Source organism: Desulfovibrio sp. An276 (assembly GCF_002159665.1).
Taxonomy (GTDB): Bacteria; Desulfobacterota; Desulfovibrionia; order Desulfovibrionales; family Desulfovibrionaceae; genus Desulfovibrio; species Desulfovibrio faecigallinarum.
Map to the genome: position 1 here is coordinate 1 of NZ_NFJC01000024.1, position 23,106 is coordinate 23,106.

The window sequence follows — 23,106 nt, forward strand, 5'->3', positions numbered from 1 at the left end:
TAAGCAGTATATCGAATCCCAAAGAACTCCCAACTAAAGGCAAACTTGCCAAGCTAGGGGCGCCTTATATCCTCCCCCTGAAGGGAGAGGTTTTACGGCGCGCTTGATAGGGCATGCATGCCCTAGCATCTCTTTCGAAGATACCTTTTCCCAAAGGGGATCTCAAGGCGCTATGCAGCTTGGCGGATCGTCCTGCCATGGACGAGCCCTCAAAAAGTGGCTACAAAAAACTGTATTGCTGCCGCAAAGGTCAGCCTGCAATGCCAGAAACTGCAAGGGAACCCTGGGAGGAGACACCATGCAAAAGACGCTCATCAAGGACATACTGAAAGCCACAAACCCGGCGAAAGACGTCACGGTATGTGGCTGGATACGCACAAGACGCGACGGCAAGGGCGTCACCTTTCTGGAACTGAACGACGGGTCGTGCCTCACCAACCTGCAATGCGTTGTGGACGCAGGGACCGAGGCCCTTGAGACATTGGGCGACAACGGCACAGGTGCTGCCATCAGGGTGGAGGGAGAAGTTGTCCCCTCCCCCGGCAAGGGGCAGGCCTGGGAAGTACAGGCAAGGGCCATCACTGTTTTCGGTCCTGCTGATCCGGAAAGGTATCCCCTGCAGAAAAAGCGCCATTCCGATGAATTCTTGCGCAGCATAGCGCATCTTCGCGTGCGCACAAACAAGTACTCCGCAGCCTTCCGCATCCGTTCCGAGACTGCCTATGCCATACACAGCTTTTTCCGCTCCGAGGGATTCTACGAGGTGCACTGCCCTGTGCTCACGGGCTCGGACTGCGAGGGCGCGGGCGAGATGTTCCGCGTGACCACGCTTGCGCCAGGGGAAAAGGACACAAGCAAGGACTTCTTCAGTCGCGAGTGCCGCCTCACGGTCTCGGGCCAGCTTGAGGCAGAGGCCCTTGCTATGGGTCTTGGACGCGTCTACTCCTTTGGCCCCACCTTCAGGGCCGAAAACTCCAATACGCCGCGCCACGCAGCAGAATTTATCATGATCGAGCCGGAGATGGCCTTTGCCGATCTTTCCGACCTCATGGATTTGGCGGAAAACCTTGTGCACAACGTGACGGACCGCATCCTGACCACGAGTGCGGAGGACATTTCCCTCTTTGACCGCTTTGTGGAAAAGGGCCTTTTGGACAAGCTTAAAAATATTGCCAGTGAGCCCTTTGCCCGCATCACCTATGGCGAGGCCATAGAGATTCTCAAAAAAAGCGGCAAAAAGTTCACCTACCCAGTATCCTACGGCGTTGATCTGCAGACAGAACACGAGCGCTACCTTGCCGAGGAGCATTTCGGCAGGGCAACAATCGTCACGGACTACCCCAAGAACATCAAGGCCTTCTACATGCGCAACAACGACGACGGGGAAACAGTTGCCGCCATGGACGTGCTTGTTCCGAGAATAGGCGAGCTTATCGGCGGCTCCCAGCGCGAGGAGAGGCTGGATCTTCTTGAGCACCGCATACTCGAGCTTGGACAGCAGCTTTCGGAGTACGACTGGTACCTGGATCTGAGAAGGTTCGGCACCAATCCCCATGCGGGCTTTGGCCTGGGCTTCGAGCGCCTCATCATGATGCTGACGGGCATTGCCAATATCCGCGACGTGCTTCCCTTCCCGAGAACACCTGGAAGCCTCGAATTCTAGCCCTGTTTTCTGTGTATGCTTTGAGGGCCCCGAAAGGTATGACCTTTCGGGGCCCTCATCCTGTTCAGGAAGCCTGATCTACAGCCGCTAGTTCGAGGAATTGCCCTTGTTTTTCAGGATGCGCCACACTGTCATGTGGGAGATGTCCTTCACAATTCCCTCTTCCACTGCCTTTCCTGCAAGCAGGCGCAAAGTCCATTTGCGGTGTCCCTGGGGCGGCTTCGAGGAGGCAAGCTTCAAAACTGCGTGTTCCACATTGCAGCCAAAGCGCGAGGCCCTGGCTTGCCTTGCCCTGCGTTCGCGCCCAAGGGCCGCGTCCATCCCGAGTGTCAGAAAGCGTTCCTTGATGTGGGAAAGAGTCCTGTCACTGACACCCAAATCCTCGCTCACCCTCGATATGGTCCAGCGGTATTCGGCAAATTCTCCCTTGTCCAGCAAGAGCAGAGCCCGTGCATAGCGTCCTGCCTTGCTCGCTGTACCGCTTTCCGCCACCTCCTTCAGGAGGCTGACCTCATGCCTTTTCAAGGAAATTCTATATTGCCTGCTCATGGCAAACTCCCCGGGATATTCCCTGCCTGTTTTGCTGAGTAAAAATAAGAAAAGAAATTGAAATTCCTTATCGTTTTATCCCAGGGAAACATTTTTGACAAGCTTTGCAAGATATTGCGAGACAATTTGGCAAATTGGCCCTACAAGGGCAAATACAAAGATTTTTCCGTGAAACGGAGAAAGACGGCTCAAAAAAAAGGGGGAAAAGTTCCCCCTGTCTGTTGCGAAAAATACAAGCCCCAAGGCTCAATGTCCCTGCCAGATGCGGGACAAAACCTCGTCTGCCATGAGGGCAGCGCAGGCCGTGACACGCGGGGCAAGCGGCGGATGTGCGTCCACATCGCTTGCAAAATCGCCAACCACAGTCAAAAGGCCCAATTTGCGAACCCTCAAAGGGGGGCCGCCAAAGCCGCCCATGCCGGAACAGGCTATGCAGGGCAAGGAGGCCGAAAGACATGCCTCAACCAGCATGGCCTTGTCCTCGGCACCGTCCAGCGCTTCTATCCAGATGTCGGCAAGAGCGAGTATCGAGCGCACATTGTCCCGGGTTATGCGCTCCTTCACGGCAAGCGGCCGAACGTTTTCATCCAGTGAACGCAGCCTTTCCGTGAGGGCCTCTGTCTTTGCCTTTCCCACATCTTCCGGAAAATAGCACTGCCTGTTCAGATTGCTTTTCTCGACACTGTCGTGATCCACAAGGACAAGGCTTGTAGCGCCGGTTCTGGCGAGCATGAGGGCCACGTTGGACCCTATGCCGCCAAGACCGGCCATGCCTATGCGCATAGAGCGCAGGGCCTGCAATTGGCCAAAGCTCACATAGCGCGCAAGGCCCTCTTCGAGGACAGAGCTCACGCGCCCTTCCTCACTGTTGTCTTGGTGGGATCCTCCCAGTCCTTGAGCACGATCTGGAAACCGCGCTTTTCAAGGTCCCCGGCCATTGTCTCCATGTCGCGACTGTCCGTAATGTCGAACTGGGGAGGAGTCTCGGTCTGATGCACTCTGCCGCCCACTGCGGTGGAAACGCCTGCGCTTACGCGATTGACGCAGATGCTCACAAGGTGGTTGCGCATGTCTGCGCTCTCGCGGGAAGAACAGGTGATGGTAGCCCTTGGCAAAAAGAGTCTCAAGGCGCAGACATACTGAACAAAGCGGCGGTCGTCTAACTCGTGAGGGATGGCAAAGTCGCCCACATGGTTGCAGATGCGGGGGATGCTCACGCCAATGTCCGTTCCGGGATAGTTGTGGTGCATCCACCAGGCATGCATGCCTGTGGCAAAGCCGTCGTGCTCAAGCCTGTCGAGACCAAGAAGAGCGCCAAAGCCCAGGGAGCGCATGCCAGCCCTTGCGGCACGCTCTGGGGCTTCCAGGCGCCAGGCGTAGTTGCTCTTGGGGCCTGCGGGATGCAGCCAGGCGTACAGTTCCGGATTGTAGGTTTCCTGGAACATTGTCATGTTGTTGACGCCGCTCTCCACCATGAGTTTGTATTCCTCGTCGCTCAAGGAATAGACCTCGATGCCTATGGAGGCAAAATGGGGCTTGATGCGCCTGACAACAGAGGCAATGTACTCGGGCGAAGAGAGCTTCGGTGCCTCGCCTGTGAGCAGCAAAATGTCCTCGAAGCCCTGGCGGGCAATGGCCATGGCTTCTTCCACTGCCTCGTCCACGCTCAAATGGGTGCGCTTTTGCTTGTTGTTGACGTTGAAGCCGCAGTAGCGGCAGTGGTTTGTGCACACATCGGAGATGTAGAGCGGAGTGAAGACATTGACCGCATAGCCAAAGTAGCGTGTGGTAAGCTCCCTTGCACGCTGCGCCATGGCTTCAAGGTAGGGGGCTGCTGCAGGGGAAAGCAGTGCCAGAAAATCCCTTGGGGTGAGCTCTTCTGCATTCAGTGCGTGGCACACGTCGTCTGCAGTCATGGCAGCGCAGTCCTTTTCGCGCTGCTCCCTGTCAAGGCTTGCCCAGAAAGAACGAAACGTTTCCATGGAGCCCCTCCTAGCGCAGGAAACCGGTGAGCGGAGAGCTTGCGCTCGCCCCCTCGGCAAAGCTTCTGCCTGTACCAAAGCCTGCAAGATAGGCCTTTCTGCCAGCGTCCACGGCCTTGCCAAAGGCTTCGGCCATGCGCACAGCGTCCCTTGCAGAGGCAATGCCTGTGTTCACAAGGCAGGCAGCTGCGCCCATTTCCATGCACTCGCAGGCCTCGGAGGGTTTGCCAAGCCCCGCGTCCACAATGACCGGCACCTTCATTTCGTCAATGAGCACAGCAATCATTTCCTTTGTGCGAAGCCCTCTGTTGGAGCCAATGGGAGAGGCAAGGGGCATGACGCAGCAAGCCCCTGCCTCGACACAGGCGCGCGCCACGTAGAGGTCGGGGTTGATGTAGGGGAAGACCACAAAGCCTTCCTTGGCCAGAATTTCCGTAGCCTTGGCTGTACCGTAACCGTCCGGAAGAAGGCGCAGGGTGTCGTTGATGACCTCGATCTTGATCCAGTTGCCGCAGCCTGCGGCCCGGGCTATACGGGCAAGGCGCACTGCCTCTTCGGCCGTGCGGGCACCCGAGGTGTTGGGCAGAAGGTGCATGTTGGCCGGAATATGGCCCATGATGCCCTTTCCTCCATCGTCAACCCTTCGCATGGCAACGGTTATGACCTGGGAGCCGCTGGCCTCGGCCACCTTCGGAATGAGGTCGTCCGAGCGGTACTTGCCTGTGCCGATAAAAAGCCTGCTTGTGAGTTTTTCCCCGCCAATTTCAAAAAGATCGTCCATTGTATTCCCCTTTGTGTCCCATGGACACTGCCCTGGGCACTTCAACGCAAAAACATCGCCACCTGTGCGAAAAGGAGCCTAGCCCCCGCCCACAAAGTGGATGACTTCGATTTTGTCGCCCTCGCAGACCACTGTGTCTGCGAGCTTTTCCTTGTCGGCAATTTGCAGGTTGTGTTCCACGACAACGCGCTTATGGTCCACGCCCATGGCCTGGACAATATCAAGAAGCGTTGTGCCTTGGGACACCTTCTGTTCCTTGCCGTTGACTTCAATCAGCATGCCGTCTTCTGACATGTTTCCTCCTGCCGTACACAAGGGCAAAAAAAAGGCCGCCTCATCCACCGGCAAGGGAGGATCAAGCGGGCTTTGGGGCTTTTTGCCCCTGGCAAACCAGCTTTCCCTCCGGCAGTACTATCTGCATCAGGTGATGGGGCAAAAAAGCCCTCGGGGTCAGGGTCGAACCCTTTCTCAGCCTTCCATAACAAGGCTCCCCCAGCCAGTAGCGAACTCTAGCAGCAAACTGTTGCTGCGATTTTGTAGATGTCGCGATTTTGTAGATCCCATTTTCCACAAAGGCAAGAAAGGAAAACAGGAAGTTGGAGATTTTTTGCCCAACAAGGCAAGGAAGCTGGGCCAAGCGCAAGAAAGAGCTATCCCTTCCTTGCCCCCCTTCTCAAAAACCTGCGCTTCAGCTCATACACTTCCTGCTTCGTAAAGCCCAGAAAGGCAGGGAAGACCAGGGCAAGGCCCGCGACAAGGCCCGTGTAGAGCACGCCAGAAACAAGGAAGCGCACAAAGGATTGCAGATCGCCTATTCCCAGTGCCATGGTCAGCTTGCGGCTTACAAGGGCAAGGCCAAGCAGGACAACAAGGCTCCATATCTGGTGGAAAACGTTCTTTGCAAAGGAAAGGGGCACGAAGCGTGAGGCCAGAAAGAGATAGAGGTTGACCGTGACTATCTGGACAAGGACGGTTTTCAGGGCAAGGCCGGTTGCGCCAAGGCCAAGCCCGTACAATGTGGATGGCGCAAGCAGAATCCAGGCAGTGGAAAGCCCATACACGCATTCGCACATCTGTATGTTGCGCAAAATCTTTGTCTTGCCTGTGGCGTGGAAGATGGAGCTTGCAAGCTGTCCGTAGGCCTGATGCAAGGGATAGAGGGCCATGATCTGCACAGGCAATACTGCAGCCGCAAATTCCGCTCCGCCAAAAAGCTCCACCACTGCCGCTGCTTCCACCAATGTGAAGCAGGAAAAGTAGGCTGCCACCACATAGAGCAAAGGCGCAAAGCGGTCGACCAGCCTTCCCATGGCAACCACGTCCTTCTTGCCCCAGGCTATGGAGAGCTCGCGCATGAGCAGGGGCGTCATGGCAGACACAAAGAGAAAGCAGGCCATGCCCACCTTCTGCGAGAGGGCAAAGAAGCCCTGTTCCGTAGACCCGTTGAAGAACTGCAAAAGCCACCTTTCGCAGGCAATCATGAGAAAGGCCAAAAGTGCCTGCACGAAGAGCGGGTTTGAATAGTCGAAAAACTCTTTTGTGTAGGCGCGCCTGCGCTCTCTTGAAAGGGAGAGGACGAGGTTTCCGCCGTTTTCCCAACTGCCCCTTCCACAGCGTACTGTCACAAGCCAGTAGCCAAGGGCAGTGAGTCCCAGCATGAGGTACTGCTGCACAAAGAGGGTGGCTATGTTGAGCACATCGCACACAAAGAGGAGCACAAGAAAGCCCACAGCTGCCAGGGAGATGGTCGAGCGCACTATCTCCGAGGGAACTGTCGCCCCTATGGCGTCGTTCATGGAGCGCAATACACGCCCCCACCAGGTGAGAAAGGCCCACAGGGCCGCAAAGGGTGTGAGCCACAAAGGCACGTCCGGCATGAGGGCATTGCCAACTGTCGGGCAGGAAAAGAGGAAGAGCGCCACGGCCATGGTGATGCCGAACACAAGGGCGCTCACACGCATGTAGAAGGCAATGAGGCTGCCCTCTGTCTGCCTGCGTGACAGGGAGTTGTACAGGCACGTGCTTGTGCCCATGTCAAGGAAACCCGAAAGCTGGTAGAAGAGGTTGGTCGCGAAGCTGTACTCTCCGTAGAGCCTTGGCCCAAGGGCACGCGGCAATATGGCCTCCATGATCAAATAGACCGGCACGGAAGCTATGTTTGCCAGAAGCTTGAAAAGATAACGGCGTGCGAGTGTGGGCGTTTTTCCTTGCATGGCCTGCACGGTAACGACTTTTTCATCTTCCCTCAAGCAAGGGCGCATTCTTTGTCCCGGTTTTTTGTGGCAGGGCCCTTTCTCTCTTGCAAAGTGGAGAGCCCCGTTTCCCGAAAAAAGACGATGCAACATGTCTTGCATTTCCTGTTCCTGTCACTCATACCTGCAAAAAAATACAAGATGGAAAAGCTGTTTTTCTGTACAAGAAATTTGTCAAAGCCTCATCCTTCTTCTTTTTGCATGAAAACACCCCTGCACTTTGCCTTTTGACCTGACAGAGGAATTGGCATAGATTGGCCCCAAGTTTTTCGCTCATTCTCAACGCCATACTCTGTTGTCAGCCAGGCACAAGGGGCTTCCCATCAAGGCTCCATGGCCAGGCTTCCCCCCGGATTTTCAGGGCCCAAGGCAAGCGGCGAAACGACACAAAGACTCACGTCAAAAACATACATTTTGCAGCTTGTGCTGCAGGAGAGGTTCTACCAATGGACGACCAACATAAGATTGACGCCCGCAGTTCGCTTATGAAGTGCGGCCTTGAAAAGGCCCCGCACAGATCGCTCCTCCACGCCCTGGGGCTCACAAAGGAAGAAATCGAGCGCCCGCTCGTGGGTGTGGTCAACGCTGCAAGCGAAGTCGTTCCCGGACACTTGCACCTTGATCGCATTGCAGAGGCCGTAAAGGCCGGTGTGCGCATGGCTGGCGGCACACCTCTGGAATTTCCCGCCATTGCCGTGTGCGACGGCATTGCCATGAACCACGAGGGCATGCGCTTCAGCCTGCCTTCGAGGGACTATATTGCCGACAGCTGCGAGCTCATGGCCCGCGCCCATGCCTTTGACGCCCTGGTCTTCATCCCCAACTGCGACAAGTGCGTGCCCGGCATGCTCATGGCCATGATGCGCCTGAACATCCCCTCCATCCTCATCTCCGGCGGCCCCATGCTGCCAGGCAACGCAGGCCCGCACAAGAAGGCCGACCTTATCTCCGTCTTCGAGGCAGTAGGCGGTCTCAAGGCCAACAAGGTGACCCCCGAAGAACTGATGGCCATGGAAGAAAGCGCCTGTCCCGGCTGCGGTTCCTGTGCCGGCATGTTCACCGCCAACAGCATGAACTGCCTTGCAGAGACCATTGGCGTCGCCCTGCCCGGCAACGGCACCATTCCTGCCGTGCACGCAGCCCGCATACGCCTGGCCAAGAAGGCCGGCATGCAGGTCATGGAGCTTTTGCGCAGGAACATCCGCCCGCTCGACATCGTGACCCAGAAGAGCGTTGCCAACGCCATCACCGTGGACATGGCCCTTGGCTGCTCCACCAACACGGTCCTGCACCTTCCCGCCATTTTCGGCGAGGCGCATCTCGACATCAGCCTCGACCTTTTCGACACCATCAGCCGCAAGACACCCAACCTCTGCCACCTCTCGCCCGCAGGCAAGCACTACATGTGCGATCTCGAGCTTGCAGGCGGCATTCCCGCAGTCATGGGCGAGCTCGCAAAGGGCGGCCTTCTCAACACGGACTGCCTCACAGTCACGGGCAAGACGGTTGCCGAAAACCTTGCAGAGCGCAACGCCCACATCCTCGACACAGACGTCATCCGCACCCTGGACAATCCCTACACCAAGGACGGCGGCATAGCCATTTTGCGTGGCAACATTGCTCCCGAGGGTGCTGTGGTAAAGAAATCCGCAGTAGCCGAGGAAATGCTGTGCCGCGATGTGCGCGCACGCGTGTTCGAGGGCGAGGCCGATGCCATGAAGGCCATTCTCGACGGCGAGATCAAGCCCAACGATGCAGTGGTCATCCTCTACGAGGGCCCGCGCGGTGGCCCTGGCATGCGTGAAATGCTCTCCGCAACCGCAGCCATCACCGGCATGGGCCTTGGCAAGGACGTGGCCCTTCTGACAGACGGGCGCTTCTCCGGCGGCACCAACGGCGCAGCCATTGGTCACATCTCGCCCGAGGCCGCAGACGGTGGCCCCATCGGTCTTGTGCGCGACGGCGACATCATCCACATCGATATTCCCAACCGCAAGCTTGAGCTGAAGGTGAGCGATGAGGAGCTCGCAAAGCGCAAGGCAGAGTACACGCCTTCGCAAAAGAAGAGCCCCTACGGCATCCTGCGCCGCTACGCGTCCCTTGTGACCTCCGCTTCCAACGGCGCCCGCTACCGCGACATCTAGGCTCTCCCCCCCTTTTCAGTCCGCCGCAAGGAAACTTGCGGCGGACATTCTTTCATCAAAGCACGTATGGAATACCTGCACGCCCTGAGCGGCGTTTTCAGTCTGCTGCTTGTCTGCCTTGTGGGTGTTGTGCTCGACAGGGCTGGCTGGGTTGGCCCTGAAGTACGACGCCTTGTGCCCAAGTTTGTCACCTGCATCGCCCTGCCGCCCTACCTTTTCTGCGCCATTGTCACCACCTTTGGCCATGAGGACGTGCGCGACTTCCTTCTCGGCTCCCTTGTGCCCATAGCGTCCATATTGCTGACCTTTGCCACTGCCCTTGCTTTGGCTAAGGTGTTTCACGTGAAACAGCAGCGCTTTGGGCTCTTTTGCGCGTCCTTTTCCTGTTCGAGTGCTGTCTTTGTGGGCATTCCCATGTGCGGGGCGCTCTTGGGCCCCAAGTCCATCCCTTACGCGCTGCTCTACTACTTTGCCAACGCGGCCTTCTTCTGGACCATAGGAAGCTATCTCATTGCAGCGGACGCAAACAGGCAAAGCCCCTTTTCCGCAAGACGCGCCATCAGGGCCATACTGTCTCCCCCTTTCCTTGGCTTTACCGCAGGCCTTGGCGCTGCCCTTCTCAATGTGAACATGCCCTCGTGGTTCATGAACGCTGCCTCAACCATTGGACAGCTCACCACACCGCTTGCCCTGCTCTACATAGGTTTCAGCCTCTCCATTGTTCCCAAGGGACGCGCACTTTTTTCCAAGGATCTCATGCTTGCCTGCGCGGGACGCCTTCTTGTCTGTCCCCTCGTGACTCTGCTTGTGGTCCTTGCCTTCGGCATTGACGAATTCGTGGGCAAGGTCTTTGTCCTGCAGGCAGCACTGCCGGCAGTTATGCAAGCCTCCATTTTGAGCGCCCACTACAAGACCGACCCCGCCTTCGGCACACTTGTCATCACCACAACTACCATTGGCTGTGTCCTGACTCTCCCCCTGGTCATGGCACTTTTCTGAACCTTTGCCACAAGGACGTGTTCATGACCTTTCGCGAATTTCTCGCCCGCAAGGACATCGAAATCTCCCTGCGCCGCTACGGCATTGACGCCATGGCGGCAATGGCCCAGGGGCTCTTCTGCTCCCTTCTCATCGGCACCATCATCGACACAATCGGCACGCAGCTGGAAATTGCCTTTCTGACCCAGCCTCTTGTCAGCATACGGGACAGCACCTACACGGTAGGCGGCCTTGCAGCTGCCATGAGCGGACCTGCCATGGCCTGCGCCATAGGCTACGCCCTGCGCTGCCCGCCCGCAGTGCTCTTTTCCCTGGTCACGGTAGGCTTTTCCTCCAATGCCCTCGGCGGAGCCGGAGGCCCGCTTGCCGTCTTCTTTGTGGCAATCGTCGCTGCCGAGGCAGGCAAGCTTGTGTCCAAGGAAACGAAGATAGATCTTCTTGTGACGCCCCTTGTGACCATTGGCGTGGGCCTTGCTCTTTCCGCCTGGTGGGCACCTGCGCTGGGAGCCTGGGCCATGAAGTTCGGTGAGCTTGTCATGTGGGCCACCGAGCTGCGCCCCTTTGTCATGGGCATTGTGGTCTCTGTAGTCGTTGGCATGGTCCTGACACTACCCATCTCTTCTGCGGCCATCTGCGCTGCCCTAGGCCTCACTGGCCTTGCGGGAGGCGCTGCAGTCGCAGGATGCTGCGCGCAGATGGTGGGCTTTGCGGTCATGTCCTTTCCGGAAAACCGATGGTCCGGCCTCGTGTCCCAGGGCATAGGCACGTCCATGCTGCAGATGGGCAACATCGTGAAGAATCCCTGCATCTGGATTGCGCCAACCCTTGCCTCTGCCATTACAGGGCCCATTGCCACCTGCGTGTTCCAGCTGCAAATGAACGGCCCTGCCATTGCTTCCGGCATGGGAACATGCGGGTTTGTAGGGCAGATTGGTGTCTACACAGGCTGGGTGAAGGAAATCGGCGAAGGGACACGGGCTGCCATCACGGCCTTCGACTGGGCAGGACTCCTTCTGGTCTGCTTCATCCTGCCTGCCATTCTGGCACCCCTTATCAACTGCGTGGTTCGCCGCATGGGACTTGTGCGCGATGGGGATATGACGCTGCAGGGGTGACCCAAGGCAGCAAACAGCTTGCCTCATTTGGGGGAGGCTCATATCAAGAGAAGCCCTTGGGAAAGGAAGTTCCCAAGGGCTTCTCTATTTCGTCAACGCAGCAACGACCAGAGGGACTGTATCCCTGCAGTCTCGTATTGTGCAAAACCCCATAGGCCTCAGCTTCTCGGCTGATCTGTGAGGTTTTCTCATATTGATCCAGCGATATCAGGGGTCACTTACAGCCACGTCGGATTTTGGATTGGAGAGCAGCAAAAACAGAAGTTCAGAGGCCACTCACTCATCCTGCGATACCTAGCTGAATGGCTGTGATTGGACTGCTGGTAAGACCATACTCCATGTGGGCATTGCCTTTTGCGAAAAATCGGCCAGAGTCGGCTTCGAGGAAGCTTGATCTGAGAGTGCCACGCAATGAAGAGCAATATGCTCTCAGGACAAATCTGCCAGGCCTTTCAGGCCCCAAAAAAGGGGACAGTCTCCTGTCCCCTTCGTGAAAAATTCTTGTGCTCCGGAATCCGCTACTTTGCGGCAGGCGCGTCCTTGGCGTTTTCCTGCAAGACTTCGAGCATGGTCCTCTTGGGGCTCAGAAGGCATGCGTCGATAAAGGCGCGCACGTCAGCGTCGCTGTTCAGGATGCTCTTTGTGGTATTGTTGGCCTTCCTGTTGTAGCCGTCGAGCCAGATGATGAAACCGCTGGCATCGTCCTGGTTCAGGGCAAAGTCCGCGCAGGTAGACGTCTTTGCGTTCCAGTCCCCCTCGGGCACAGGGCCTGTGGCACGCATCTGCTGCCAGATGGAGTACACCTTGTCCGTGGGGCGCTCCTGGCACCAGTTGACCGCCTCATTGAGGATGATGTGGACCGCGTCCGGGGAAGCCACATCCATGTTCACGGCAGCGGAGGCGTAGCCGTCGAGCTGCAGCCCCTCGAAAAGGGGTGCCTCGCCCTGAAGCAGGGTCTCGTTGGAGACAAGCTCTGCGCACAGATAGGTCTCGGGATCTATTTTTTCGTTGGCCGCCAAGACGAGGTTTGGCACGCACACAAGGGCAAGGGCGGCAAGCAGTACCTTTTTCAGCATTTCCTTCTTCTCCCGGGCCCGAGCCTTTGCCGGCTCACATGGACCTTGAAACAAAAACAATACTGCCCCTGGCCCGCCGGGTGTTCCAGACCAGGGGCAGCAAGAAAGACTATTCGAAACGGCTGGCGTTGGTGATGATGACAAGGTCAACGGGCACATCGTCGTGCGGGCCCTGGGACTTGGTCTTGACCTTGGCGATCTTGTCCACAACGTCCATGCCTTCGGTCACCTTGCCGAAGGCGCAGTAGCCCCAACCCTGGAGAGACTCGCTCTTGAAATCGAGAAATTCGTTGTCCACGAGGTTGATGAAGAACTGGGCAGTGGCGCTGTGGGGATCCATGGTGCGGGCCATGGCAATGGTGCCGCGCTCGTTGCTCACGCCGTTGTTGGCCTCGTTTTCGATGGGAGCCTGGGTTTCCTTCTCGTCCATCCTGATGGTGTAGCCGCCGCCCTGGATCATGAAGCCGGGGATAACCCTGTGGAAAATCGTGTTCTTGTAAAAGCCGGAATCCACATACTGCAGAAAGTTCTCAACTGTCTTGGGAGCCTTGTCAGGATAGAGCTCGATCAGAATGTCTCCGGACGTTGTTTCGAGCAGTACCACGGGATTTGTAGCCATAATGTCTCCTTCGAAAGGACCGCTGCCTGCCCCAACCCTTGGTCAGGCATAAAATGAATAGCACTTTCGTGCCTTTGCCAGTCCCCTGATTGAAAAAATTGCCCCGCAACTGTACGCAAAGGAGCGATGCTTGACAATATGGAGCCGAAGGGCTTTTTTGGGAAGCCAAATGGCCCCTGCTTCCATACTCACTTCCTGTCCACCCTATCTTTTCTCCCCTCTTTCAGAGATTGCATGCCACAGAAAAAACAGACCGACAGTGCGCTGAACTTTGGCGCCATGGAAAAGGATCTTCTTGCCTGGTTTGAGCGCAACATGCGCCCGCTTCCCTGGCGCAGGCACTACTCTCCCTACGGAGTATGGATTTCGGAAATCATGCTGCAGCAGACCCAGATGGAGCGCGGCGTTTCCTACTACCTTGCCTGGATGGAACGCTTTCCCGACCTTGCAAGCCTGGCACGCGCCCCCGAAGAAGAGGTGCTCAAGGCCTGGGAGGGCCTTGGCTACTACTCAAGGGCCCGCAATATCCTGAAAGCCGCGCGCACCATCATGGAGCGTCACAACGGTGTCTTTCCCTCGAAGCTGGAAGACATCCGGGCCCTGCCCGGCATAGGCCCCTACACGGCTGCTGCCATAGCAAGCATTGCCTTCTGCGAGGATGTGGCCTGCATCGACGCCAACGTGGAGCGCGTTGTGGCAAGGCTTGCGGATCTGGACCTTTGCGTGCGCGAAAAGGACGGAAAGGAAGCCCTTGCAAGGCTTGCCAATGCCTTTTTGCAAAAGGGGTGCGGTCGTCTGCACAATCAGGCCATGATGGAGCTGGGCGCCCTTGTGTGCGGCAAAAATCCCGACTGCAGGGTCTGCCCCCTGCAAAAGTACTGTCTTTCCTTGCAGCGCAACACTGTAACCCTGCGCCCCGTTCTGCCCGCAAGGCAGGAGCGCATTCCCATCACCGTGGCCTCTGGCGTTCTTCTCCACAATTCCCGTATCTACGTGCAAAAGCGTCTTCCAAAGGACGTCTGGGGAGGTCTTTGGGAATTTCCCGGAGGCGGCATAGAGGAGGGTGAGCGCCCCGCAGAGACTGTTGTGCGAGAATTTTTCGAGGAAACGGGCTTTCGCGTGCGCATTCTTGCAAAACTTGCCACAATCAAACACGCCTACACAAAATACCACGTGACCCTGCACTGCTTTGCCCTGGAACTCGCCTCAAAGCCCGAAAGCTCGCCTTGCGACTGCGACTTTCCCGCGCCTCCGCGCTTGAGCGAGGCAAGCGACTATCGCTGGCTCACCCTGAAGGAGCTCGAAGGCTACGCCATGCCCTCCGCACACCGCAAGCTGGCAAATTCCCTCCACATTGTTGACGGAACCCTGCAAACGCGTCCCAAGGCAAACCTTCCCCAACTCCCCCTGGATTAGCCCTGTCCAAAGACGCTCCCAAGGGAACACATATTTTTTCCACATTGTGCATTTTTCTTGACTTTTGCGCTCGTTGCAAGTATTGGGACAGCGCATTTCATCATGGTCTGCCCTATCCATGCCAAGGCATGAAGGGCCGAAATGCGGACAGTATTCCTGCCCCGCCCACGATGAAGGCTGACGTGAACATTCTTGGTCTTTCGAAATTCCCTTTTGAAAGACTGTTCGCGGCAAGAGTCTGCCCCCGGCAGCCTCTTGCATGTCGCAGCTGTTCACGCCAATCATCCATTTGAGAACCGTTGGTGTTCACAGAAGGGTGCCTATAGCAGGGACCCTTTTTTTTGGCCCAAATACCGTCGAAAGCAAGGACCATCATGAGCCGAAACCAGCTTGAAAACACACTTTTGCGTCTCGCCCAGCCTGCAGTGAAGGCACAGGGACTGGAAATCTGGGGACTGGAAATCCTGGACGGTCAGCACATGACAGTGCGCCTGTTCGTGGAGGTTCCGGCCATGGAGGAAGAGCCTCTCGAAGACATGCAGGATACGGACGAGCCCGCAGAGGAAATCGCCCTGCTCTCGGCCTCGGTAGATCAGTGCGAGGCCATTTCGCGCCAGTTCTCCCTGGCCCTTGACGCCGAGGATGTCATTGACCGCGCCTACACGCTGGAAGTGTCCACCCCGGGCTTCAACCGTATCTTCTTCCGTATCGAGCAGATGAAGCCCTATGTGGGTGAAATGGTCGAGGCGCGCATGGGCGAACTCTTTGCCCCTACTCCGGACGGCCAAAAAAGGCGCGTCTGGAAGGGTGTTCTTGAGGAAGTGGGCGAAGAGAGCTTTATCCTTGCCCCCGCAAGCGTGGACGGCGAGGGTGAAATCACGAGGGAGAACAGCGATCCTGTGACCATTCCCTTTGCAAGGGCGCGCAGGGTCAGCCGCATCCATGTCTTCCGCAAGCCTGCAAAGCCAGGCAAGGGACCAGGCAAGAGTCAGGGCAAATCCCAGAAAAAATCCAAAAAATCATAAAAAATCGCAAACAGGCAGGCTATTCCGCAAGGGTCTTTTTGCCAAGGACCAATGCATTGCCCTTGTCCAAAAGCGGAATACTGCAAACCTTTATACACGCTCTACGCGAGGAGGCGGCGCTTTCTTTTCTGCATGCAGAAACCGCGCGCCGATAGTGAATGAACCAGGAACTGAAAAAAGCCATTGATCAGATCTGCAAGGACAAGTCGATTGACGCGGATCTTCTTGTGGAGACTCTTGAGGACGCAGTGCGCACATCCGTACAGCGCCGCTACGCCGAGGACATGAGCGTCGAGGTGAGCTACAACAGGGAGACCGGTGACATTGAGGTCTACCAGTTCAAGATCGTCGTTCCGGACGATGAGCTCGACAATCCCGACAGGGAAATAGAGTTCACCGAAGCCAGGAAGCTCGACGAGAGTGTCCAGATCGACGACGAAATGGGCTTCCGCATCAAGATTCAGGATCTCGGCCGCATTGCCGCCCAGTCCGCGAAGCAGGTCATCATCCAGCGCCTGCGCGATGCCGAACAGGCCAATATCTACAACGACTACAAGGAACGCATTGGCGAAATCGTCACCGGTTCCGTGCAGCGCAGGGAAAAGAGCAGCTTCGTCATCAATCTTGACAGAACCGAAGCCATTTTGCCCAGAGATCAGCAAATTTCCAAGGAACACTACCGCCGCGGCGACAACATCCAGGCCATCATCATCGATGTGCACAGGGAAGGCCGCGGACCCCAGGTTGTGCTCTCCAGATCCCACCCGGACTACATCACGGCACTCTTCCACCGCGAGGTGCCCGAAGTGGACGAGGGCATCATCCAGATCATGGGCGTTGCCCGCGATCCCGGTTCCCGCGCCAAGGTCGCTGTCTACTCCCGCGAGCGCGAGGTGGACGCTGTGGGCGCCTGCGTTGGCGTGCGCGGAGCGCGCATCCAGAACATTGTGCAGGAGCTGCGCGGCGAGCGCATCGACATCGTGATCTGGAATGCCGACATCGCAACCTATGCCCGCAATGCCCTGGCTCCGGCCCTTGTCTCGCGCATCATCGTGGACGAGCCCCAGAACCAGCTCGAAGTCATCGTTCCGGACGATCAGCTCACCAACGCCATCGGCCGCAAGGGCCAGAACGTCAAGCTGGCAGCACGCCTCCTTGGCTGGAAAGTGGATATCTTCACAGAGAGCCGCTACAACGAGGCCAGTGCCGCAGGGCACAGTCTGGAGCAGGTGGCCGGTGTGGCGGAAATTCCCGTCGCTTCCCTGCAGGAAGCAGGCTACACGGATCTGGACAAGCTGCGCCAGGCCTCGGACGAGGAACTTGTCGCTGCCCTTTCCCTGACGGAAAGTCAGCTTGAGCATTTGCGCCAGGCCCTCAATTTCCTCAATCCCGGCGAGGATGGCGGGGCAAAACCCGACGCGACTGCCGATGTGTCCAGGGAGGAAGCGCATGACGAAGGCCAGGCAGAATAGTGCCGACGGGCCGGTGCGCATGTGCGTCATCTGCAGACAAAGATTTTTGAAAACCGATCTCTTGCGCTACACACTGACCCCAGAGGGGTGTCTCGCGCTGGACGAGGACAAGACCAGACCGGGAAGAGGCTGGTATGTCTGTGAACAAGAGTCCTGCAAGACAAGACTTGCCAGATTCAGACCGGCAAAACGGCGCGCGGGGAGGAAGAAGCATGAAAGAAAAGAAAATTAAGATACAAGAGCTTGCGGACGAGCTGAAGGTGGACCACCAGGCCGCAGTCAATACCGCCCGCGAAGCTGGCATCAACGCCAAGAACGCCTCGACAGCCCTGTCCGCGGAAGAGGCCGAAAAGCTGCGCAAGCGTCTGGCAAAGCCCGCCGACCACAAGGACGTCATTGTGCGCCGCCGCAAGCCCGGTGCAAGGCCCGAAAAGGTCGAAAACGCACCCAAGGCAGAGGCTGAAAAGCAGGCAACCGAAAAGCCTGTGGAAAAGGTCCAAAGGCAGGCTGAAAAGCCCGCAGCGCCCAAGGTCAAGATCATTGAGCCCGTCAAGGCCAAGATCATCAGCAGACCAGTCGATCAAGCGAAAGTCGAACAGGCGAAGGCAGAGCAGCCCAAAACCGAACAGGCCAGTGCTGTTCAGCCAAAGGCCGAGCAGGCCCAAAGGGAAGCCGCCCCAGTCCAGACAAGCGATGTGCAGGCCAAGCCGGTTGAGGCCTCCGAGCCCCAGGCACAGAAGAAGCCCGAAGCCGCTGCCACATCCCAGCCCGAGCAGGTGAAAAAGCCCCAGCCAGAGGCAGCAAAGGACGCTTCCAGACGCCCGGCCCAGGGCACCGAATCAAAGCCCGCCAAGGCCGAACAGCCGAAGGATGCAGCAAAGGATGCCAAGGCCAAGGAGAAAAAGCCCCAGGCAAGCGCAGCTCCCTTCGAAACACCCAAGGTGCGCATCATTTCCCGTCCTGCCCCTGCTCCGGCCCGTCCCCAGCAGCAGCGCAACGAGCGTGATGGCGAGCGCCGCGGCGGCGGTCGCGGACGTGATGGCCGCGACAACACCCGCGATAACGATCGCCAGCAGCGTACCCCCCGCGACGCAGGAGGTCGTTCCGACGACAACCGCCAGCGTCGCAGCGGTGGTGGCCAGGGCAGACCCGGCGGTGCAAGGCCCCAGGGTGGCGCTCCGCGCGCAGGCGACATGATGGGCTTTGGTCCTGCCGACAACGACAGCCGTTCCGGCCAGAGCAAGAAGAAGCGCAACAAGGGCCGCCGCACCGTGGACTTCCAGCAGATGGGCTTCGATGCCCACGACGAGAACGAAGCTCCACGCATGCGCAGCACCCGCTCGCGCAAGAAGAAGCAGGTCCAGGCTCCGGCCCAGGTGACCCAGCCTCTGAAGGCAGCCAAGCGCAAGGTGCGCGTGGAAGGCGGCACCATCCGTGTCTCCGACATGGCCCATCAGATGGGCCTCAAGGCCAACGAGCTTATCAAGGTGCTCTTCAACCTTGGCATCATGGCCACCATCAACCAGAGCATCGATTTCGACACTGCCTCCATCCTTGCTTCGGAATTCAGCTACGAGGTCGAGAGAACAGGCTTTGAGGAAAAGGACTACCTCGAGGATTCCACTCCCGACAGGCCCGAGGATCTCAAGCCCCGTCCGCCCGTTGTCACCATCATGGGCCACGTTGACCATGGCAAGACGAGCCTGCTCGACGCCATCCGCAAGACCCACGTGACAAGCGGCGAAGCCGGCGGCATCACGCAGCACATCGGCGCCTACCACGTGAATACGAAAAACGGCGACGTTGTCTTCCTGGACACCCCCGGTCACGAGGCCTTCACTGCCATGCGCGCCCGCGGCGCCCAGATAACCGACCTTGTTATTCTGGTTGTCGCTGCAGACGACGGTGTCATGGAGCAGACAAGGGAAGCCATCAACCACGCAAGGGCTGCCGAAGTGCCGATCATCGTGGCCGTGAACAAGATAGACAAGCCCGGCGCAGATCCCGACCGCGTGCTCACCGAACTCTCCACCCTTGGCCTTCAGCCCGAAGAGTGGGGCGGCGACACCATCGTTGCCAAGGTTTCGGCCAAGACCCATCAGGGCCTCGATGAACTGCTCGAACTCGTGGCCCTGCAGTCCGAGGTCATGGAACTCAAGGCCAATCCGGACAAGCCCGCCAGAGGCCACATCATCGAAGCCAAGCTGGACAAGGGTCGCGGCCCCGTGGCTACCGTGCTCATTCAGGAAGGCACCCTGCATCAGGGCGACAACTTTGTCTGCGGCACCTTCTCCGGACGCGTGCGTGCTCTTCTGAACGATCAGGGCAAGAAGGTGCGCGAGGCCGGTCCCTCCATCCCCGTGGAAGTGCAGGGCTTTACCGGTGTGCCGGATGCAGGCGAGGTCTTTGCCTCCGTGGCTGACGAAAAGGTTGCCCGCCGCATTGCCGACGCCCGTGCAGTGCTGCAGCGCGAAAAGGAACTTGCCAGCGAAACCAAGGTAACACTGGAAACCTTCCTGGCCTCCACCGCAGGCGAAGAGAAGAAGACTTTGAACCTTGTGGTCAAGGCGGACGTGCAGGGCTCCCTCGAAGCCGTGCAGGACGCCATGCGCAAGGCTGGCACAGACAAGGTTTCGGTCAACGTTGTCCACGGGGCAACGGGCGCCATTTCCGAATCGGACATCATGCTTGCCTCCGCGTCCCAGGCCATCATCATCGGCTTCAACGTGCGTCCTACTGCCCGCATCAAGGACATTGCCGCACACGAGAATGTGGACATCCGCTTCTACGACATCATCTACAAGCTGGTGGACGATGTGAAGAGCGCCATGGCAGGCCTTCTGGCCCCTGTGGAAAAGGAAGTCTACCTTGGCCAGGCCGAAGTGCGTCAGACCTTCTCCCTGCCCAAGGTCGGAACCATTGCCGGTTCCTATGTGGCGGACGGCAAGGTCTCCCGCAACGCACAGGTTCGCCTCCTGCGTGACGGTGTCGTGGTCTACACAGGCCGCATAAGCTCGCTCAAGCGCTTCAAGGACGATGCAAGGGAAGTCCTGCGCGGCAACGAGTGCGGCATTGGCCTCGACAAATTCAACGACATCAAGGCAGGCGACATTATCGAAGCCTTCGAAACCGTGCAGGAAGCAGCAACTCTCTAGACCGGCATCAAGGTTAGAGTCTCCTTCCTCACTCATCCCTTTGCAGTACGGGGAAGGGTACCACACCCTTCCCCGTTTGCTTCTTTTTTCCTTATGTTGATTGGGCATCTCATTGTCGAATTTTCCCTGGACGGCAACGACAACCTGAAGGCCAAGCGCCGCGTGGCTAACAGCCTGAAACAGAAGACGCGCAATCGCTTCAATGTGGCCGTGGCCGAGGACGGGACGGAGAACAGTCTGACAAGGCTGCGTCTTTCCGTCATCTCCCTTTCCAATTCCGAGCGACATCTGCGCAGCCGCATGGACAAGTGTCTGCTCATGATGGAGGCCGTTGCGGGAGAAAAACTCGTTGATTCAAGCTTTGAACTCTATGATGCTGACTGATTTGGCCTTTCCCACCGCCTGGCAGGACGGGGCAGCAAGGGCCGCGCAGGCCCTGCTCGACCACGACAACTACCTTGTGGCAGCCCACGTGCGCCTTGACGGCGATGCGTTGAGCTCCATTCTTGCCATGGCGCACTTTCTTGAGCAAAAACACAAGCGCTTTGCCCTTTTTGCGCCCTTTGGCGTGCCCGGCAACTACGACTTTGTGCCCCTGCCCTACCCTGTGTACAAGACCCTTTCCGCCCTGCCCTTCGAGCCAAGGGCCCTCATTGCCCTCGACTGCGGCGTTCCTGCCCGCCTTGGCGAGGAACTTTCCGAAGCCATGGCGGATCTTTCCTGCATCAACATCGATCACCACCATGGGCAGGGCATGGGTACCATTGCGAGTTTTGTGGAGCCAGAGGCTGCCTCCACAACGCAGCTTCTGGCAAGCGTTTTGCGCAAGGCAGGTGCCGAGTTTACGCCCGAGATCGCAAGCGCTCTTGCGCTTGGCCTTGTGACAGACACAGGCGGTTTTCGCCACGCCAACGCCTCGCCAGCCGTCTTTGCCCTGGCTGCCTTTCTCGAAAGCCACGGCGCTTCCATACATAGACTGCGCGAAAGCCTTGAGAAGAACTGGTCTCTTGCGCGCATGAAGCTGTGGGGGAAGATGTCGGAAAGGCTTACGCTCGAGCAGGAAGACAAGCTTGCCATGTGTATCCTTCCCCTTGACCTTCTTGAAAGGTACGGCTGCAAGAGCGAGGATACGGAAGGCTTTGTGGAACACATGCGCGAACTGCGCTCTGTCAGGATTGCCTGTTTCCTTCGCGAACAGAACCTTGATGTGTGCAAGTTCAGCCTGCGCTCCGTAGAGGACATGGACGTGAACGCCATTGCCTCCTCGCTTGGCGGCGGAGGCCACCGCAACGCTGCAGGCGGCACCCTTGCCATGAGCCTCGAGCGGGCTTCCGAGCTTTTGCGACGCACCATTGCCCAAAGCCTCGCATCGCAAGGAGCCTAGATTTTTTTCTGGTTCAAAATGCAAAAAAGGCTGTTTGCGCACCTTGCAGCTTTTGACTTTTGCACAAAATGCCCCTATAGGTCTTCCCCTATGCCATCTTCTACCCAGACCATGCAAATTCCGGCGCAACAGCACGGCGTGCTTGTGCTCAACAAGCCCTCGGGCCCCACGTCCAATCGCTGCCTTTCTGTGCTCAAGCGCCTTGGCCAGAAGAAGATCGGCCATGCCGGCACCCTCGATCCCATGGCGGATGGTGTGCTGCTTCTGCTTCTCGGCGCAGCCACCAGGATTTCCAACTATCTGCTTGAGGCCGGTTGCAAGGTCTACAGCGCAACAGCGCGCCTTGGCCTTGAAACCGACACATGGGACGCGGAGGGCAGGACTGTTTCAGAAAAGCCCTGGCAGGATGTGCGCGCCGAAGACGTAGCAAATGTCATATCCTCCTTCGAGGGCGAGCTCGAACAGATCGTGCCCCCCTATTCGGCAGCCAAGAGCAATGGTCAGCCCCTGTACAGACTGGCCAGGGCAGGCAGGGACGTGCCTGTCAAGCTCAAGAATGTACACATCTTTCGTGCGGAAGTCCTTTCCATGGAACTTCCGCTTGTCCATTTCCGTGTCACGTGCAGTTCCGGCACATACATACGATCCCTGGCCCACAGCTTGGGGATGCGAGTTGGGTGCGGAGCAACACTGACAAGGCTGACACGGGAATACAGCCACCCCTTTGGTCTCAACCAGTCCGTGACGCTGGACGAGCTGAATGCGGATCCCCAGGGCCTTTCACGGCATGTGCATTCCATAGAGGAAGCACTGCCCGAGTGGCCGGTCCTTTCCGTGAGCAGTGAGCACGCTGCAAGGGTTCGCAACGGCATGTCCATTCCCTGTCCCCAGGACCTTCGTGGCGCACAAAACGTGCTCTTGAAGGACGAGGGCGGGGTTCTGGCTCTTGCGAAAGTGACAGACGGTGCAAGACTGACAGTAGCCAGGGGGCTTTGGTCCTAACAACCTTTTACAACACCAGGAGAACTGCTGTGGCTATGGATCCTATTGCCAAGAAGACGGTTATTGACGCTCATGCCAAACACGAAGGCGACACCGGTTCGCCGGAAGTGCAGGTTGCCCTTCTGACAGCCCGCATCGAGGGTCTGACCGCCCACTTCAAGGTCCACAAGAAGGACTTCCACTCTCGTACAGGTCTTTTGAAGATGGTCGGCCGTCGCCGCAACATCCTCAACTACCTCAAGAAGAAGGACATTCAGCGCTACCGTGCCCTTATCGAGAAGCTCGGACTGCGCAAGTAACCGCTTTTTTCATCAAGGGGCCCAAGGCTAGTCCGGGGCCCCTTTTGTCTTGTTTGTGACTGCCTGAACCTTGCCAGGACAACCAGGGGTATCCGGGAAGATCAGGAAGAAGACTCTTCCTGCCCTTCCCGGAGTCCCCCTGCTCAATGCCAAAGGATCAGGCTGTCACCTGT

At 57.8% G+C, this 23,106-nt stretch carries 21 protein-coding genes; 13 read left to right on the forward strand and 8 right to left on the reverse strand.

The window, feature by feature from the left end; translation table 11 throughout:
• Positions 1 to 298 precede the first annotated feature (298 nt).
• Entirely contained in the window at positions 299 to 1,663 is a 1,365-nt protein-coding gene (asnS, locus tag B5F76_RS10000; RefSeq protein WP_087354016.1) for an asparagine--tRNA ligase, read from the forward strand.
• An 87-nt stretch (positions 1,664 to 1,750) separates the two neighbouring features.
• Here the strand turns inward: asnS and B5F76_RS10005 are convergent, their stop codons facing one another.
• The 6 genes from B5F76_RS10005 to B5F76_RS10030 all read right to left on the reverse strand — a co-directional run bounded on the left by B5F76_RS10005 (position 1,751) and on the right by B5F76_RS10030 (position 7,236).
• A complete protein-coding gene (locus B5F76_RS10005; protein WP_087354019.1) occupies positions 1,751 to 2,212 on the reverse strand; it encodes a helix-turn-helix domain-containing protein in 462 nt (153 codons plus the stop codon).
• 246 nt (positions 2,213 to 2,458) lie between these two features.
• On the reverse strand, positions 2,459 to 3,064 hold the full coding sequence (thiF, locus tag B5F76_RS10010) for a sulfur carrier protein ThiS adenylyltransferase ThiF (protein ID WP_087354022.1): 606 nt from the start codon (positions 3,062 to 3,064) through the stop codon (positions 2,459 to 2,461).
• The gene (gene thiH / locus B5F76_RS10015) at positions 3,061 to 4,194 is read right to left on the reverse strand and encodes a 2-iminoacetate synthase ThiH (protein ID WP_087354026.1); all 1,134 of its coding nucleotides are present in this window, start codon (positions 4,192 to 4,194) and stop codon (positions 3,061 to 3,063) included. Before thiH ends, thiF begins: the two co-directional genes overlap by 4 nt.
• Before the next feature lie 10 nt (positions 4,195 to 4,204).
• Positions 4,205 to 4,975, reverse strand: a complete 771-nt coding sequence (locus tag B5F76_RS10020) for a thiazole synthase (protein ID WP_087354029.1) — start codon at positions 4,973 to 4,975, stop codon at positions 4,205 to 4,207.
• A 78-nt stretch (positions 4,976 to 5,053) separates the two neighbouring features.
• Entirely contained in the window at positions 5,054 to 5,269 is a 216-nt protein-coding gene (gene thiS / locus B5F76_RS10025) for a sulfur carrier protein ThiS (RefSeq protein WP_087354118.1), read from the reverse strand.
• Between the two features lie 356 nt (positions 5,270 to 5,625).
• Positions 5,626 to 7,236 carry a lipopolysaccharide biosynthesis protein gene (locus tag B5F76_RS10030; RefSeq protein ID WP_342633810.1) on the reverse strand — a complete coding sequence of 537 codons (1,611 nt, stop codon included), beginning with the start codon at positions 7,234 to 7,236 and terminating at the stop codon, positions 5,626 to 5,628.
• A 437-nt stretch (positions 7,237 to 7,673) separates the two neighbouring features.
• On the opposite strand from B5F76_RS10030, the gene ilvD reads away from it, so the two are divergent.
• The 3 genes from ilvD (at position 7,674) to B5F76_RS10045 (ending at position 11,485) form a co-directional block, all read left to right on the forward strand.
• The gene (gene ilvD / locus B5F76_RS10035) at positions 7,674 to 9,371 is read left to right on the forward strand and encodes a dihydroxy-acid dehydratase (RefSeq protein ID WP_087354033.1); all 1,698 of its coding nucleotides are present in this window, start codon (positions 7,674 to 7,676) and stop codon (positions 9,369 to 9,371) included.
• A 66-nt stretch (positions 9,372 to 9,437) separates the two neighbouring features.
• Positions 9,438 to 10,370, forward strand: coding sequence for an AEC family transporter (locus B5F76_RS10040; RefSeq protein ID WP_087354036.1), 933 nt, complete (start codon positions 9,438 to 9,440; stop codon positions 10,368 to 10,370).
• Positions 10,371 to 10,393: 23 nt separating this feature from the next.
• Positions 10,394 to 11,485: a PTS transporter subunit IIC gene (locus B5F76_RS10045; RefSeq protein WP_087354038.1), complete on the forward strand. Its 1,092-nt coding sequence runs from the start codon at positions 10,394 to 10,396 to the stop codon at positions 11,483 to 11,485.
• 518 nt (positions 11,486 to 12,003) lie between these two features.
• Here B5F76_RS10045 and B5F76_RS10050 read toward each other — a convergent pair.
• Both B5F76_RS10050 and B5F76_RS10055 read right to left on the reverse strand, forming a co-directional pair.
• Entirely contained in the window at positions 12,004 to 12,561 is a 558-nt protein-coding gene (locus B5F76_RS10050) for a hypothetical protein (RefSeq protein WP_087354041.1), read from the reverse strand.
• Between the two features lie 109 nt (positions 12,562 to 12,670).
• Positions 12,671 to 13,180: a peptidylprolyl isomerase gene (locus tag B5F76_RS10055; RefSeq protein WP_087354044.1), complete on the reverse strand. Its 510-nt coding sequence runs from the start codon at positions 13,178 to 13,180 to the stop codon at positions 12,671 to 12,673.
• A 234-nt stretch (positions 13,181 to 13,414) separates the two neighbouring features.
• Between B5F76_RS10055 and mutY the strand changes: the two genes are divergently transcribed.
• From mutY to rpsO, 9 genes are all read left to right on the forward strand, one after another.
• Complete coding sequence (gene mutY, locus B5F76_RS10060) at positions 13,415 to 14,596, forward strand: A/G-specific adenine glycosylase (RefSeq protein ID WP_239407022.1); 1,182 nt, start codon at positions 13,415 to 13,417, stop codon at positions 14,594 to 14,596.
• Positions 14,597 to 14,970: 374 nt separating this feature from the next.
• On the forward strand, positions 14,971 to 15,621 hold the full coding sequence (locus tag B5F76_RS10065; protein ID WP_087354047.1) for a ribosome maturation factor RimP: 651 nt from the start codon (positions 14,971 to 14,973) through the stop codon (positions 15,619 to 15,621).
• Between the two features lie 158 nt (positions 15,622 to 15,779).
• Positions 15,780 to 17,093: a transcription termination factor NusA gene (nusA, locus tag B5F76_RS10070; protein ID WP_087354050.1), complete on the forward strand. Its 1,314-nt coding sequence runs from the start codon at positions 15,780 to 15,782 to the stop codon at positions 17,091 to 17,093.
• 19 nt (positions 17,094 to 17,112) lie between these two features.
• On the forward strand, positions 17,113 to 17,325 hold the full coding sequence (locus tag B5F76_RS10075) for a YlxR family protein (RefSeq protein ID WP_239407025.1): 213 nt from the start codon (positions 17,113 to 17,115) through the stop codon (positions 17,323 to 17,325).
• Positions 17,306 to 20,248: a translation initiation factor IF-2 gene (infB, locus tag B5F76_RS10080; protein ID WP_087354056.1), complete on the forward strand. Its 2,943-nt coding sequence runs from the start codon at positions 17,306 to 17,308 to the stop codon at positions 20,246 to 20,248. The genes B5F76_RS10075 and infB overlap by 20 nt, the downstream gene beginning before the upstream one ends.
• Positions 20,249 to 20,341: 93 nt before the next feature.
• Entirely contained in the window at positions 20,342 to 20,632 is a 291-nt protein-coding gene (locus tag B5F76_RS10085) for a DUF503 domain-containing protein (RefSeq protein ID WP_087354059.1), read from the forward strand.
• Positions 20,619 to 21,632 carry a DHH family phosphoesterase gene (locus tag B5F76_RS10090; protein WP_087354062.1) on the forward strand — a complete coding sequence of 338 codons (1,014 nt, stop codon included), beginning with the start codon at positions 20,619 to 20,621 and terminating at the stop codon, positions 21,630 to 21,632. The genes B5F76_RS10085 and B5F76_RS10090 overlap by 14 nt, the downstream gene beginning before the upstream one ends.
• Positions 21,633 to 21,722: 90 nt before the next feature.
• On the forward strand, positions 21,723 to 22,634 hold the full coding sequence (gene truB, locus B5F76_RS10095) for a tRNA pseudouridine(55) synthase TruB (RefSeq protein WP_239407023.1): 912 nt from the start codon (positions 21,723 to 21,725) through the stop codon (positions 22,632 to 22,634).
• 35 nt (positions 22,635 to 22,669) lie between these two features.
• Positions 22,670 to 22,933, forward strand: a complete 264-nt coding sequence (rpsO, locus tag B5F76_RS10100) for a 30S ribosomal protein S15 (RefSeq protein ID WP_162608796.1) — start codon at positions 22,670 to 22,672, stop codon at positions 22,931 to 22,933.
• Positions 22,934 to 23,106 lie beyond the last annotated feature (173 nt).